General features: G+C 41.8%; 15 protein-coding genes. 11 read left to right on the top strand and 4 right to left on the bottom strand.

The genetic code is table 11. The features are described from left to right. The 9 genes from HXW94_RS08315 (at window position 1) to HXW94_RS08275 (ending at window position 8,990) form a co-directional block, all read left to right on the top strand. On the top strand, window positions 1–975 hold the full coding sequence (locus tag HXW94_RS08315; RefSeq protein WP_178366429.1) for a hypothetical protein: 975 nt from the start codon (window positions 1–3) through the stop codon (window positions 973–975). Further along, window positions 972–2,384, top strand: coding sequence for a DUF4910 domain-containing protein (locus tag HXW94_RS08310; RefSeq protein WP_178366428.1), 1,413 nt, complete (start codon window positions 972–974; stop codon window positions 2,382–2,384). The genes HXW94_RS08315 and HXW94_RS08310 overlap by 4 nt, the downstream gene beginning before the upstream one ends. A 5-nt stretch (window positions 2,385–2,389) precedes the next feature. Beyond that, entirely contained in the window at window positions 2,390–3,388 is a 999-nt protein-coding gene (locus tag HXW94_RS08305) for a hypothetical protein (protein ID WP_178366427.1), read from the top strand. Between the two features lie 76 nt (window positions 3,389–3,464). Further along, on the top strand, window positions 3,465–4,055 hold the full coding sequence (locus tag HXW94_RS08300) for a haloacid dehalogenase-like hydrolase (RefSeq protein WP_178366426.1): 591 nt from the start codon (window positions 3,465–3,467) through the stop codon (window positions 4,053–4,055). 230 nt (window positions 4,056–4,285) lie between these two features. Next, window positions 4,286–5,083 carry a hypothetical protein gene (locus HXW94_RS08295; protein ID WP_343054562.1) on the top strand — a complete coding sequence of 266 codons (798 nt, stop codon included), beginning with the start codon at window positions 4,286–4,288 and terminating at the stop codon, window positions 5,081–5,083. A 2-nt stretch (window positions 5,084–5,085) separates the two neighbouring features. Next, window positions 5,086–5,748, top strand: coding sequence for a class I SAM-dependent methyltransferase (locus tag HXW94_RS08290; RefSeq protein WP_178366424.1), 663 nt, complete (start codon window positions 5,086–5,088; stop codon window positions 5,746–5,748). Window positions 5,749–5,759: 11 nt separating this feature from the next. Next, window positions 5,760–6,824 carry a zinc-binding dehydrogenase gene (locus HXW94_RS08285; RefSeq protein WP_178366423.1) on the top strand — a complete coding sequence of 355 codons (1,065 nt, stop codon included), beginning with the start codon at window positions 5,760–5,762 and terminating at the stop codon, window positions 6,822–6,824. Then, window positions 6,814–8,295: a PfkB family carbohydrate kinase gene (locus HXW94_RS08280; RefSeq protein WP_178366422.1), complete on the top strand. Its 1,482-nt coding sequence runs from the start codon at window positions 6,814–6,816 to the stop codon at window positions 8,293–8,295. Before HXW94_RS08285 ends, HXW94_RS08280 begins: the two co-directional genes overlap by 11 nt. After that, the gene (locus tag HXW94_RS08275) at window positions 8,292–8,990 is read left to right on the top strand and encodes a nucleotidyltransferase family protein (protein ID WP_178366421.1); all 699 of its coding nucleotides are present in this window, start codon (window positions 8,292–8,294) and stop codon (window positions 8,988–8,990) included. Before HXW94_RS08280 ends, HXW94_RS08275 begins: the two co-directional genes overlap by 4 nt. 187 nt (window positions 8,991–9,177) lie before the next feature. Here HXW94_RS08275 and HXW94_RS08270 read toward each other — a convergent pair whose 3' ends face one another. Genes HXW94_RS08270 through HXW94_RS08255 form a run of 4 tightly spaced genes read right to left on the bottom strand, consistent with a single transcriptional unit; the run spans window position 9,178 to window position 13,288 of the window. Next, entirely contained in the window at window positions 9,178–10,419 is a 1,242-nt protein-coding gene (locus tag HXW94_RS08270; RefSeq protein WP_178366420.1) for a TIGR04372 family glycosyltransferase, read from the bottom strand. A gap of 44 nt (window positions 10,420–10,463) precedes the next feature. Further along, on the bottom strand, window positions 10,464–10,976 hold the full coding sequence (locus HXW94_RS08265; protein ID WP_178366419.1) for a WbuC family cupin fold metalloprotein: 513 nt from the start codon (window positions 10,974–10,976) through the stop codon (window positions 10,464–10,466). Next, window positions 10,973–12,070, bottom strand: coding sequence for a DegT/DnrJ/EryC1/StrS family aminotransferase (locus HXW94_RS08260; RefSeq protein WP_178366418.1), 1,098 nt, complete (start codon window positions 12,068–12,070; stop codon window positions 10,973–10,975). Before HXW94_RS08260 ends, HXW94_RS08265 begins: the two co-directional genes overlap by 4 nt. Window positions 12,071–12,106: 36 nt before the next feature. After that, the gene (locus tag HXW94_RS08255; protein WP_218576626.1) at window positions 12,107–13,288 is read right to left on the bottom strand and encodes a class I SAM-dependent methyltransferase; all 1,182 of its coding nucleotides are present in this window, start codon (window positions 13,286–13,288) and stop codon (window positions 12,107–12,109) included. Between the two features lie 790 nt (window positions 13,289–14,078). Between HXW94_RS08255 and HXW94_RS08245 the strand changes: the two genes are divergently transcribed. Then, window positions 14,079–15,062: a methyltransferase domain-containing protein gene (locus HXW94_RS08245; protein WP_178366415.1), complete on the top strand. Its 984-nt coding sequence runs from the start codon at window positions 14,079–14,081 to the stop codon at window positions 15,060–15,062. Further along, window positions 15,059–15,766, top strand: a complete 708-nt coding sequence (locus tag HXW94_RS08240) for an LbetaH domain-containing protein (RefSeq protein ID WP_178366414.1) — start codon at window positions 15,059–15,061, stop codon at window positions 15,764–15,766. Before HXW94_RS08245 ends, HXW94_RS08240 begins: the two co-directional genes overlap by 4 nt. Window positions 15,767–15,772 lie beyond the last annotated feature (6 nt).

Raw genomic sequence — 15,772 nt, 5'->3', positions numbered from 1 at the left:
ATGAATAAAAAAAAGCCCATAGTACATATCGGATTTCCCAAAACAGCCACGACATGGATGCAAAAATATCTTTTTATACCAAACCAGGGTTTTCATGTTATTCCAAGAAACTATCTCATAAGTGTTCTGGACAAGCGGGATATATTGAACAAAAACTACTATAAAAAAAATATTATAAATCAAATAAACAAAACGATCCAAAACTGCCCTGATCATCTTATCCCCGTTGCCACCTGGGAAGGGTTTGCCATGAACATGTATGACCTAAATGTTGAAAATTATTACAAGAGGACAGCCCACCAAATCGCCATGCATTTTCCGGGGGCAAAAATCCTTCTGGCCATTCGAGAACAAAATGCGATGCTGTCGTCATTGTATAACCAGGCACTTGACTCATTTCTTATCACAACAGATTTTAAATCCTATTTGCAATGTAAATCTCCTTTTTTGCAATCCCTTCGCGCCCTTGAATATCATGGTATCATTGCATATTATCAACAACTTTTTAGGCCGGAGAATGTCTTGGTATGGCCCCATGAGAAATTCTGCAGTTCCCCGGTAACCGTACTTCAAAAAATTAAGGATTTCACCGGAGCAAAGATGGATATCAATGGCATGGATACCCAAAAAAAAATATTAACAAAAGAAGGAAAACACTATGCCTATCATTTCAGCAGGAATTTAGCCCCCGTTTTAAAATTTTTGGATTTGTTTATCGCCCCAGTCCAGCAAAAAAAAGGAATTTCAGCCTTTAAAATGACACAAATCGCTGAATTTACACGATCACAGATTGCCCGGATCGTTCCATCCTCCCTGGAAGCATCCCATAGAGAGTGGCGGATAAAAGTAATGAAAAATATGATATGCGCCTATTATGCACAAAGTAATGCCCTAACGGCTGATTTGATAAAAACAGACTTGCATCCGTACGGGTACGTGATGCCCCCCGAAAAAGCCGTAAAGGAGCTTCCATGAACCTGAAAAATGAGATGGATATCATTGAACGGTATTATTTGTATAACCGTGTCGGGAACAGTGACGGCTTTGCTGCCTCCATCCAAGACCTACAACAGCACATTGACCTTGAGATTCAGAATTATGAGCCCGGCACCCGGATCTGCCACTGGGAAATCCCCCAGAGATGGTACCTGGACAGCGCCGGGATTTATGACACATCCGGAAAACCTGTATGGGACCTCACCCGTCACCCCCTTGCAGTATGGGCGTACAGCCAACCATTTTCAGGCACTTTGCGCAAAACGGAATTGAAACAACATGTTTTCACCAACCCCTCCCATCCTACACGGATACCATTTCGCTTTCATATGATGTTCCGCCACTGGGAAAAAGACTGGGGATTTTCCATGCCCCACCAGACATTTGAAGCTCTGGCGGACAAGACCTATAATATAATTATCAAGTCTAGATTTACAAAAGAACCAATGCAAACATTCACCTACGAGTCTAAAGGTAAAAGTAAAGAAGTGGTACTTATAGTCGCTCATTGGTGCCACCCCGGTCAGGCAAACGATGGATTGAGCGGTGCCGCAGTAGGAATAAAGCTCATCGATGAATTAAAAAAGAAAAATCATTACTATACCTATCGGTTTATAGGAGTACCGGAACTTATCGGTTCAATGGCATATCTTGACCTTCTGACGCATTCGGGTGAAGCGGATGCGCTAAAAGCTGTATTAGGCTTAAATTTTTTAGGTCATAAAGATTCAATGCTCTTATTTAAAAGTATCAGGAACAGATCGCGCTTGGACGATTATCTGTACGACACACTGATTAATTCTGGAATATCATTTCAGTCCCTAAAATTCAAAGAACTCGTTGATACCAACCCTGCTCTGACCAGCAAAAAAAATGGGATACCGCCTGTTTATATGGGAGGGGGAACAGGGGACGAAGCGCCATTTGAAGCTCCTGGTTTTGCAATCCCCACGACAGCGCTCACCAGAAAAACGCCCTATCCAGAATACCATACGGATGCTGATAATCCATCATTTGTATCTTTAGATCACCTCAGTGAAGCCAGGGCAATTCTCATGTCCGCCATTGACATATTGGAGCAGGACTGGATTCCCATCCCGAAGTTTAAAGGACTACCCTGTCTTAGCCATCCAGAAATCAATCTTTTCAAACGCCCTCTCAGGGAATCGGGTATGCCCAGAAAAGATGTCGACATAACTCCTGAAATTGACTATCATCAATTATCAACCTATATAATTTATGACTTCGATCAGAAATTATCCGTATTTGAACTTTCCCGTAAATATAATTTACCTTTCAATATTATGAAGGCCTATCTTGAGCAATGGGAAGTTAAAGGTTTACTCAAACGAAGTCGTTGTCCAATGATTAAGCATAACGTTGAATGATCACAATGAAAACGGATACTCTGCTTAGAACATGTTTTAAAACCCAATTACCGGACAGACTCATCATACGGGTTGACAGCGGTGCAAAGGAAGGACTTTCATTCGGTCATTTGTCAAGATGTATCACCCTGGCAAACAGGCTGAAACACATGAACAAAACCATTATTCTTTTCATCATGGCCAATTATCCCGAAGGGGTAGAGTTTGCGCGGCAAAACGGTATGGATGTAAAAACCATTCCCATTGATACACCCCCCAAAGAAACAGAGAACTTCTGGTATAAGGAGATAAAGCGCTTTAAACCGGACTGGACTTTTATTGATCTGCCATACCCCGGCGACTATGACCCGATATGCAGTAAGATAAAGCAATTTGGCTCGAAAGTGCTGTTCATTGACGACACAAGATTTATCAATGTCAATGCAGATATAATCTTGAATACCAGCGTTCTTGCTCCAAAAAAAATGCGGATCCGCCAGACTGATACGAGATATTATCTGGGACCTGATTTTTTTTTCTTTGATTCGCCTGATTTTATTCCCCAAAAAAAGGATAAGCTGCAGGTCATTGTCAGCTTTGGGGGCTCGGATCCGGCAGAGCTCAGCCGGCGCGTTATCCATGTAATTACAAATACTCAATTTTCCCAGCCCTTTGACCTGTCACTGGTACTCGGCCCCGGATATAAAAAGCTCCATCCTGCTGCCGTTCAAACATTTAAAACGAATGAAAAAATCAACATTATAGATTCACCAAAAAATATTTATCCCTATTTTATGGTTTCAGATCTTGCGATCTGCGCAGGGGGCAGGACTTTATACGAACTAAATGAGTTGGGTACCCCTGCTCTGGCTATCGCAAGCATTCATCATGAAAAAGAAGTGGTCAAACAATTTTTAAAGAACCGGATAATTTCTGAAGGACTTGTAAATTGGAATGAGAAAAAATTTATTTGCGCTTTTGCCCGGGACTTAAAGCGAATCTCAAAAGACAGACAGCAACTTTGAGGATATAATGATACGAACAATACCCAAGATAAAAATCGGGATCGATTTTGACAATACCATCATCTGTTATGATAACGTGTTTAACGTTGCCGGTATTGAAAAAAAAATCATACCAAAAACACTACCTTACGGCAAACATCATGTCCGCAGCTACCTTAGACAAAATGGAAACGAAGAAGAATGGATAAAACTCCAGGGCTATGTTTATGGAAAGAAACTCAATGAAGCTTTTGCTTATGACGGAGTAAAACCGTTTATCTCTTATTGTGAAAAAGAAAACATTGAGTATTGCATCATAAGCCATAAAACACGATATCCATATTCTGGGCCGGCTTATGATCTCCATCAATCGGCTCGAGACTGGCTGATTCGACATAACCTGCAAAAAAACATTTTTTTTGAATTGACCAAAGAAGAAAAAATTGAGCGCATTGCCGAACAAAAATGCACTCACTTTATCGACGATTTACCGGAGTTCCTGACGCTTCCCGGCTTCCCGGAAAACCTTACCAGAATTCTTTTTAACCCGTTTGCTCTGAACCTTGCACAAAATTTGCCCCCTGATATAAAAATAATGCAATCCTGGAAAGAAATCCAAAGTATGATGGAAAAAGAAACAGGGTTAAAGAAGCATTCATTATTTGAATTGAATACCGAAAACATGTAAAGACACCCATGCAACCCACTGAAAAAGAAAACATCTCCACTAAGATTGAAGAATTCATGACATCCATAGATCTCAATTCTCAGTTTCAACTATACCCGATTTTTCACGGCGGCAATAACAGGGCCTGGAAGATCAAAACCGAGACAAATACATACTTTTTAAAACACTATTTTGTTTCCGATCAGGATAAACGAGATCGATTTGGAACTGAAATCACTTTCATTAATTTCATGCAAAAGCTTGGGATACGTGCAATACCCAGCCCCATTGCTGCAAACAGGGCGCATAACCTGGGATTGTTCTCTTTTCTTCCGGGTCAGAGACTGGATACAACCCCAATCAAATTACCGTTTATTCAGCAGTCCCTGGCTTTTTTAAAGCAATTAAACTCAGATAGAACGAGTATTGAAAGCCAGGCTTTGCCCTTGGCATCAGACGCATGCTTTACAATAAAAGACCATATGCTCTCGCTTCAATCCAGATTGGATCGGCTCATGAATATCCAGATTAACGATCGTCTCGACCAAAATGCGATCGACTTTGTTGCAAATGATCTCGTTAAAGAATGGGTATTAATCCATAGAACTATTGAAGAGAGCAGCAAAAAAGCAGAAATCCATATTGAACAATCAATATGTGGGGCGGATAGAATGATATCCCCATCAGACTTTGGGTTTCATAATGTCATCCTCTCACCAAAAGGTGAATTATTTTTTGTTGATTTTGAATATGCCGGCTGGGACGATCCGGCAAAATTAATTTGTGATTTTTTCTGCCAACCCGATATTTCAACACCGTTCAATTATTTTTCTTATTATATAGATGAAATACAAGCAATGATTGGCGGGGGGCAGGATCTAACCAACAGGGTTAAACTTCTTTTTCCTTTGTACCGGTTAAAGTGGTGCTGTATTATACTCAATGATTTTATTCAGAATGAAAAAGAAAGAAAAGATTTTGCCTTTTTTAAAAAAGACAGAAGAGAAAAACAGTTTTATAAGGCAGTTAAATATATTAAAGGACACTAAAAATGGCCTATGTTGATTTTGTTACAAAAAACCACAAAAGCACAAAACGCGATTACCTTGCCAGAGTAAATGAATATCCAAAAGACAAGGCTGCTGAAAAAGCAAAACAATGGGGATATGATTATTGGGACGGAGATCGGAAAATATGCTATGGCGGATATCATTACGACGGCAGATGGAGAACAGTGGTTCAGGACATGGTCAACCACTATCAGTTAAAACCGGAGAGCAAGGTATTGGATGTTGGTTGCGGCAAAGGGTTTCTTTTATATGACTTCACCCAGGTCCTGCCCGGTATAGATGTTACAGGGATTGATATTTCAGAATATGCCATTGAAAATGCAAAGCAAGAGGTCAAACCCTATTTACAGCAATGCCACGCCAAATCACTGCCATTTGAGGACAACACATTTGACCTGGTTGTTTCCATCACCACGTTACACAACCTTTATTGCCATGATTTTTACGATGCACTGAAAGAAATCCAGCGGGTCAGTAAAAAAAACAGCTATATCTGCGTTGAGTCATATCGCAATGAGCAGGAAAAGGTTAATCTTTTATATTGGCAGGTAACCTGTGAAATGCTTTGCACCCCCACAGAATGGGAGTGGTGGTTTGAGAAAACAGGCTATACAGGCGACCATTCTTTTATATATTTCGAGTAAAAGGTTCGATCATGAATTTTCCTAAAGAAACTAAAGCTGCGATATTGGTAGAGCAGAAAGCTCCCCTTGAAATCAGAAACATACAATTGCCCCAACAATTAGAATATGGCCATGTTCTGGTCAAAGTCCATTACAGCGGCATCTGCGGCTCCCAATTGGGAGAGATTGACGGTGTTAAAGGTCATGATCCCTTCTTGCCCCATCTGCTGGGGCATGAAGGGTCGGGCGAAGTTATGGCGACAGGGGCAGGTGTGAATACGGTATCCCCTGGAGACAAAGTGGTGATGCATTGGCGTAAAGGAGCTGGTATAGAATCCCAGGTCCCCAAATATATGTGGGAGGATAAACCTGTTAATGCCGGATTTGTTACGACCTTTAACGAACATGCGGTTGTTTCCGAAAACAGGGTAACCAAAATTCCGGAAAGTTTCCCTATGGATATTGCACCCCTTTTCGGATGTGCCGTAACAACGGGGCTTGGCGTGATCAACAACAATGCAAAACTGAAAATTGGTGAATCCATCGTCGTTTTTGGTGCAGGCGGTGTTGGCCTGAATGTGATCCAAGGCGCTTCCATGGTATCCGGGTATCCAATCATCGCTGTTGATATCTTTGATTCAAGACTGGCCTTGGCAAAAAAATTTGGTGCCACCCACCTGATCAACTCACAGAATAAAGACCCGGAAAAAGCCATACGTAAATTGACAGGAAAAAAGGGAGCCGATGTTGTTGTCGACAATACCGGTAACACGGATGTGATAAACCTAGCCTATCAGTTAACATCTCCCGATGGAAAAACAATACTTGTGGGGGTTCCCAGAAAAGGGGATCATATATCCATTTATTCACTCCCGCTTCACTTTGGAAAACAGATAATCGGCTCCCATGGTGGAGAAACAGATCCGGCAAAGGATATTCCCAATTACATCAAGCTATATGAAAATAATAAACTCAAACTGAATGATCTCATAACAGATACCTTTGAACTGAAGGACATCAATTCAGCCATTGACGGCATCCGTAACGGTACCATTTCCGGTCGTTGCCTAATAAAGATGGATAACAATGGGACATAATCCAGCACCTGTTTATACATGGATAAAAACCCGGGCAAAAAACAAAAAAATCGTTTTTGTTTCCGGGATTTTCAATATCATCCATCCGGGGCATCTACGCCTCATGCGTTTTGCAGCTGAATGCGGAGAATATCTTGTTGTAGGCATTCACGGTAATAATTGCCTAACCGGCGCCTTTCTGGATGAAACATTGCGCATTGAAGGTATAAAGGCAATCACCTGGGTGGATTACGCATTTATTCTTGATACCTCTGCAGACAATTTTATAAAAGAACTTAAGCCGGATATTGTGGTAAAGGGAAAGGAGCATGAAGATCATTACAATCCGGAGGCAGATATTGTTGAATCATATGGGGGGAAATTAATTTTCAGCTCCGGCGATATGACTTTTTCCCTGGGAGAACTGCTTCAGGATGAATCGGAAAGAATCCGACTGCCCATCATAAAAAAAGAAAATGATTTTATGCTGCGCCATTCGTTTGGGCAGAATGATTTAATTAAAATTATAGCCAATTTCAAACAGCTCAAGACTATTGTGCTGGGAGAAATTATCGTAGATGAATATATCAGTTGCGACCCAGTCGGCATGAGCAGAGAGGAACCCTGCATTGTTGTCACGCCTGTAACCCGGAAAAAATATATTGGAGGCGCCGGAATTGTTGCAGCCCATGCCAAAAGCCTGGGAGCAGATGTGTCATTTTTATCCATTGTCGGAGAAGACACCACCGCAAACTTTGTTAGATCAAAATTGGATGAGTACGGCGTAAAGCACTTCATATATAATGATGAAAGCCGGCCGACAATATTAAAACAAAAGTTCAGAAGTGACGGCAAAAGCCTTTTGCGGGTAAACCATCTAAGACATCATCCCATCAGCAAGCCGCTTCAAAAACGCATTACCAACCAGTTCAACAAAATGTTGGATTCAACAGATTTGGTAATTTTTTCCGACTTCAACTACGGCGGCTTGCCCACACCAATGATCCAAACGATTATCAAAACATGCCAGAAAAAGGACATTCTAATGATGGCTGACAGCCAGTCTTCTTCTCAAATTGGTGATGTTTCCCGCTTTACCAATATGAAGCTTTTGACCCCGACAGAAAGGGAAGCGAGGCTTGCAGTCAGAGATTTTGAATCAGGACTGGTGGTTCTTGCTGAAAAACTGAGAAAAAAATCTAAGGCCGAAAATATATTCATCACTTTGAACAAGGAGGGTATGCTCATCCATGCAGGTCAATCCGGAACTAGCCAATGGCTCACCGATAGAATCAGTGCTATGAACATAGCGCCCCAGGATCCATCCGGCGCAGGGGACTCTCTTTTAATAACATCCGGATTGGCCATGGCCTCTGGTACAGATATTTGGCAGGCTGCCTATCTTGGCTCCCTCGCTGCAGCCTGTCAGGTTGAACGAACCGGAAACATTCCCTTGACCCCTGCTGACATGATCCGGAAATTATCCCGATGAAAGCGCTTCTCTTATCTGCCGGGTACGGCACCCGACTCAGGCCGCTAACCTATAGTACCCCCAAATGCCTTGTCACCATAAAAGGCAAACCCTTAATGGCTTACTGGCTTGAAATGTTCGATAAAGCAAACATAACGCCTGTATTGATTAATCTCCACTATCTACCGGATGTGGTTACCTCATATATTGCCCAAAGCCCTTATAAAGGTATTATAAAAACGGTTTATGAAAAAGAATTGCTGGGTACTGGGGGCACCCTTTTAAAAAACAGATCATTCTTCCAGGGAGAACCCGTCTTTATGGCGCACGGTGATAACCTGTCAGTCTTTGATATGAATCAATTCATCAAAACCCACAATCAAAGACCGGATGGCTGCGAAGTTACCATGATGACATTTGAGACCGACCACCCTTCAAGCTGCGGCATCGTGGAGTTGAAAAAAAACGGTGTTGTGTGCGGTTTTCATGAAAAAGTCCAGAACCCGCCTGGAAAACTTGCCAATGGTGCTGTCTATATCATTGAACCTTCTGTTCTCGATTTCCTTGATAGTCTTGGAAAAGAGCAGATTGATTTCAGCACCGAGGTTCTCTCTAAATACCTGGGTAAAATATACACTTTCCACAATGATAAATATCATCGAGATATAGGAACTCCGGAAAGCTATGAAAAGGCTATAAAGGGCTTTCTTCCATGAATTTGAGGTTAAATATTGGGCATCCTTCATTTACCGGTTTACACTTTTTGGAGCAAGCACCCTATTGTTTGGGAATCATTCCCCAAAAAGTGTAAAGTACTTTTGGGGTGATATGAAGGATGCCAAATATTGCAGTAAAATGTCATTTTTAAATCCCAGGCAGTGTCTATATTGGCATCAGTTATATTCAAAGACCGCTTCTAAAATGATGAACACATCGTTTCAGGTGAACATCTTTCTCAATCATATATTGCATGGCGTTTTTGTCCGTCGGATGGGTATGAACCAGCTGTTCTTCGATTTGATACGGGGTGTCCACCAGATGGGGATGTCTCCTGAGGTATACAGTAGATATATGGGGGCCGTAAACCCAAGCATCCTCTCCATAGCCGCTGATAATCTTACTTTTATGCAGGTTATACATCATAGAGGCAAATTTTAACTGGTGCTCATCATGTTGGTCCACTGGCGTACCATTGTCAAGATCCGATACCATCTCTTTCGTGGATTCAAGGATTTCATCCTCGGAATTATTGACTATCTTAATCCCGTTTTCCTCGTAAAAAGAAGAATATCCCGAAAAAACTCCGGGAAACCGCATCTCTTCTATTCTCAATTCCCGCTTAAGTTTTTCTGAGTGCATTCTTTTGGGAATATAACGGTCCATCCGGTGGATAAAGTGTGGCCCGGTGGATATTGAATTGATGGCAAGTTTAGGGGTTTTTCCAAATACAGTTGCCATATCATAGGGTCCAGATGACGTGCAGATCATAAATCGTGATTCCGCAACAAACCACAAATCAAAAAAATCGTTTTTGTACCCACAAAAAGGCAGGTCGATAAGGTTGTCTCTGGGCTGCAGTTTTTTCATGCTCGGATCTCCGATCCGGACCACCGTGTGCCCCGTCTCTATCAGATAGTCAATTGCTTTTTCATAAGTACGGATGTCCGCACTCCTGTAAGTATGATAAGATAGCTGAGGAATATATCCATCCTCTCTGACGTGGAGGGTAACAATCTTGGAAGCATCTTTAATTTTAAAAATTTCATAGATCTTGTGCCCGGTATCTATTTCTTCCTTGGTAAATTTGTAAAAGCGGGGGGTTATTTCATTGTTCCGCCACCTGTAATAAAATCTAAACAGTTCATAGGGGGGATGGAATGTGATGACACGCAGTTGCTTGCCATTTTCGCTCTTGACGCTCCGGCTGTTTGCGACTTCATCAAAGTTGTCTATCGGTTTTATATGGTAGTAACGTTGTAAAATCTTATACATAGCCATATTGCATGGAGCACGGTTGGATGGGTGACATATCAGGGTAGTTTCAGGGTTTTCGATTTGAGGTTGTAATGCGAAAAACAACTCCATGGTCATATGCCCGATGCGGTTTATGTTCAACAGCATATAAAGTGTTTCAATTTCAGCCATTCAATTCTCCGTGGTGTGTGATGGGTACCGATTTTTTTAAATTTTTAATTAGCATGATAATTGGCCATGGTATTTTTTAAATAAGCTAAACCATTTTCCGGGTTTTCCCGGTCAGGTGAAAACGTTGCCCACTCTGTTGGTTCTCCTCCATAGCGGGTTTCAAAGTACAGGCTTTTGGTACTTGCTGAAAAAACGGTATGCAGCAGTCCATTATTAATTTCGATTTGGGGTGCAAGATTGGAAATATTGAACGGATTGACAGAATCCAAAGGTTTCAGATCTATTACATCCTTACACTCTCCTGAATTATCAAAATATAATAACCTGAGTTCACCCTCCAGAACGGTTAGGTGTTTTTTTGCATGGCGCTGTCGATGCGGAGGAATATAGCTCTCTTTTTTCATGCCGATAATCATCTTTGATTCCGTCAGATCCTTTGGGTCATGCAAGCAAAGTCTGGCCCTCGACCAAGAGGCGGCTTCAACTAGTTCCCACAGCCATGTAATTTTTTTTTCGTTTACGTACTTTATGAACCTAGCTGGTGACTTTTCATTCATGTCGGTTTTCCGGTCAATTGTACAATGTGATTCGCAACTTTCGCTGCCTGTAATCCGGATAGCACTTCGCTTATTGGAAGAACTATTAATTTTTCATAATTAGAGCGGCACCACTCGGCATCATGCTTGTAATCATGATATGCAGGCTGCATCGGAAGGTAATCCGAATCTCTTATTTTACACTCAATTCCCAAATCCGAAAGTGTTTGGAAAATATGGTCCCTGTTTTCCAGCTTTATAATATAGGAAAAATATACATGGCGTTCATTAGGTCTCACTTCCGGCACTATGACATTGGATGTTGAAAAAATATCATTGTATATCCGGGCATTTTTGCATCTTATTTTTTGTCTGGTTTCATGGCTTTCCATTCGCTTCAATAAAACTGCAGCCTGTACCGTATCCAGCCGGCCATTATGGGAAGGTGTCTTACATACGGATTTATCAATCATGCCGTTATATCGGAGTGAAATCAGGCGATTCCGCAATTTTTCAGTGTCCGTTAAAATGATACCTGCCTCGCCAATGCCACCTAAGTTTTTCATGGGATTTAAGCTGATACAGGATAACATACCGTATTGTCCGGCTTTGATGCCGTTATAATGAGCACCATAGGCCTGGGAGGCATCTTCGATAACAATCAGTCCGTATTTTTCCGATATATCCATTAAGGCATCAGCTTCACATAATTTTCCGGCATAGTCAACGGCAAGAATGGCTTTTGTTGCAGGTGTAATCAAGCCTTCTATAGTTTTGGGGTCAATCGTTAAATCAGGAGATGTATCCGCAAAAACGGGTTTGGCGCCTGCCAGGGCAATGGCGTTTGCGGTGGCGATCCAACTATAAGCGGACGTAATCACCTCATCCCCCCTGCCTATATCCAGGGCGCGTAACGCCAGGATCAAAGCATCTGTGCCGGATCCCACCCCAATGCCATATTTCCTGGAACATGCATGTGCCATTTTTCTTTCGAATTCATCGACTTCCGGTCCCAGTATTAATCTACCATGGCTTAAAACACGATCAATGGCGGCAAGGATATCTTCCTTCTCATGGCTGTCAATGGTGAGGTCCATAAAGGGGATTTTATTCATATGGTTTTTCCTTGGTCTTAAAAACAGTTTTAGGGGCTATGCCGGTTCTCTACAATCGGGCGTCATAGTGTAAGGAGGCGGTAAAAATTTAATTTTGGTCATGTGTGCCAATCGTTTCATTATTTTTTCAGCCGGCTGGGGTGGGATTGCCAGAATCACTATAATCTCTTCCGTCACCTCTTCGGGCAACAAAACAGGCACTTTTTGGATAATTTTTTTGTGTAATTTTTTATTTTCATCCAGGAAAAATCTCAGGTTCGCCTTTAAGATGTGGGCCATCCATCGTCCTACATACGCGGTGCCAAACACTGCAACAGGGACTTTTTTCGCGTTTATGAGTTCAAGGTTGGTAAGTGATTTTGTAAAGAGAGATTGGTTTGTTTTCATCGTTTCTAAAGTCCGGTCTTTTATCAGATCAAATCCCGGGTCCCTCCTGATGGGACAGTTATCGGCTTTACGGGCAATAACGGAAATTTCTTTTGGGATCCAGTCCAGTTTTAGGTCATATACGGACAACCGACTGTCCTCCAGTAATTTAACAAGACCCGGTAATGAAAAATTAAAATGCTGTTCAAAAAGTAGCGGTAGATAGGGATTTTTTTCAAGATTGTTGCACTGGAGAAATAAAAGCCCGTCAGGTTTGAGGCGTTTTTCGATAAATGACAGCAGCGCCCCAGGCTCGTCAATATGTTCTAAAACATGAGTCAGGAATATTAGGTCAAAACTGCCTTTAACGTCGCTGAGGTTTCCGCAATGGTATGACGTCGCAGGGGCAATGGATTCAACGACAGTTCTGAATCGCTCTGAGATATCATATCCGTGGAGTTCCCACAGGGGCATGGCCTTGAAAAAAAAACGGAGCAGAGATCCGAAGTGGCAGCCTATGTCCAAGGCACGTCCCTGCCGGGGGACATCTATTTTATTGAACAGATGGGTGAGGAGGTGTTTTGACTTTTCAATTCCTTCTTTATCAATGTCGTAAGCGACTCTGGTTTCCTGGTGGCTCTCGATACTATGCAATACATAGGTGTTATATATTTTTTTAATATTTTTTTTGTCTTGGGGACTCCGTATTTTAAATATATTATAGCATGATTCACAGAAAAAATTAGTGATAGGATATTCCATCACTGTGGCGTCACTTGCCACACTTATGTTTGAATTAAAAAAATGGCGGGTGTCAGCTGACTGGCAAAGCGGGCAGCTGCTTATAGTCATTTTCCTGTCTCCCTTTCATTTTATTTTTCAGGTATTATAAATATCCACTGATTTCCTCGACTTATACCAGTATATTATTCATAGCATACCAAAAAATGTTTCAGAGAATCAAGATCAATGCATATTCACTACAGCAATTCTCAATTTGGATTTTATCTTTACATATCAAATCTTTAACCCATTTGGTTGATTTTAACCAAAGTCATGTTTTCTCATTTTTCCATCGATTTGCTTTGAAATTCAAATTTTAGTTTTTTATTGTCAAAAAAAAATTTTAGCATATTTGATTGAAAAAATTGAGAATTTTTGGGTTGTTCCAAATTTAGAATTGCTGTATTCACTAAATATGGCTCACCATAAAATTTAAAGAGGATACTTTTATTGCAATAACAGCGAATGAAAGGTAGCGTTCGACTTTTTTTTAAAGCCGTGCCTTTGAGGGGTTGTAATTGAGGCTGTATTATGGCAATTGTATTTATCAAATCAATTGGTGAGCCTATTCCAGAGATTGGATCGAAGGAGCGTTTTTCAAAAGTCTCTGGCACTGGTTTAGTTGAATAGGTGATTTATATTGCTGAAAATATTCTTCTTGAGTGTGCAAAAATCAGCAAAAACAAGCCTATTTCGAACTGACGTGATTGATCAAGGTGATTCAAGCTGTTCTGAAAGCCTTGATTTTAAAGACTGTCCAGATTTAGCTGATTACCTATTCAACTGAACCAGTGCCAGGTCTCTTGTATACAAATAAACTGTGGTGAAATGAATTATATAGGAAAATAGGAGAAAAGCATTGGTTGAAAGATATCGTTTCCTATTTAACCCCCAAATGGCGGATATAGTAACCTGCAGCCTCGGAAATATCGAGGGCAGAGGCGAGGAAGAGACGCTTGAATTGATCAAGAGACTAATGAGCCTTGATGCGGGCAAAATAGAATCCAGAGAGGTAGATGTGCTCTCGCAGGCATACGAAATGTTCCTAAGAGGGGAAAGGGTCATACTGCTTTGGGATGAAATGGCCAAACTGACAGAAATGTCATTCCTGGCTTCGTGCCTTCCCTTGAAAGCGCCGCTGGTAGATTTCTGTTGCGGATATGGCTACTGGATTAGTAAGACGCTGAAGAGAATAGATATCGGTATAGATATCTTTGAACAGGGAAGCAGGGAGCATGGTCGACCGCTATCTGGTTTCCTGGACAATGACTTTGCGAATAATACATATAGATGCGTACTCCAAGCGGACTGTACATCAAAATTGCCTATTCCCGATTGCAGTTGCGGTACTGTGACCTGTATCTCTGGGATGGAATACATAAGTAATTATAAAAGCTTGCTTGCCCAAGCATGGAGAATTCTGGAGGCAGGAGGAAAGTTCATCCTGACCGCCAATACAGACAAGAAAATCAGGTTTTATAAAAGGCTGTTACCAGCCCAATACGTCGAAAGTGAGTTCGAACGGAAACAGGTCGAGAACATAATTGATATAAAATCTTGGAGGGCCGTTCTGAAGGAGGCTGGATTTGAGATTATCAAAGAGATGGGCTACATGGATGCAACACATGCGTTCCTTCACATGCTCACGACCTATCCGAATTGCTACAAGACATTCTGGTCTCAAGATCGGCTGGCGGAGCTGGTGAGGAATGACCCTGAGGTGCTATCGCTCTGGAGAGACAAAGTGTTGCCATGGCTTATAGAATCCTGTGATGTCGATCAGGCAGGGGTAATAGCATTCCTTTGTGAGAAAAAAGAATATAGAAAACAGAAATGCATATGAATAAATTGAGAAAAGTGGCTGTGATCGGGTGGCATGACGGCTTTGCAGGATTCGTACAAGCGTTTGCTGAAGCCGAGGGGCTTTGGCAAGCTGAATGTTTCGTGGAACCGGAAGAAGAACTACCGGAGATCAATGCGGAGTTGGACTTTGCACGAAGACCCTGCTCACAGTTCGACTATCCCCAAAAAGGCAAGTTTAAAGGAAGAGATCTCATTGTATCCAGAGACTGGATCGGTGAAATTATGAAGCGAGATATTAGCGGAGTGGTTCTAACCGATCATGACATTCACCGTCGACGGAGGATTTTGAATGGGATCCGAGAATCCAAACTGGAGCTCGTCTCTACTATTTCTAATAATGCGCGAATAATGCAGGAAGTAAAACTGGAGCCCGGAGTAATTATATGCGCAAATGCGACCATCGAATATCGGGCAGAGATTGGGTCGGGGACATTTGTATGTGAAACGGGTTTTGTTGGCCATCATTCGGTGCTCAAGGAGTGCGTAGACATTGCCTGCGCAACAGTAGATTCAAACGTTCTCATAGAGGAATGCGCGACCCTCAATTCAGGGGCTGTCGTCATGTCACATGTAAAGGTGGGGAGCGGTGCGACAGTGGGAATTGGATCTGTCGTGATAGAAGACGTGCCGGAAGCTGTGACCGTTTTCGGGAATCCAGCCCGCATCGTTTGGAAAAAATTATAATCGAGC

It is taken from the genome of Desulfobacter latus (assembly GCF_013389365.1).
GTDB lineage: Bacteria > Desulfobacterota > Desulfobacteria > Desulfobacterales > Desulfobacteraceae > Desulfobacter > Desulfobacter latus.
This window is presented reverse-complemented; position numbering and strand designations above follow the sequence as displayed.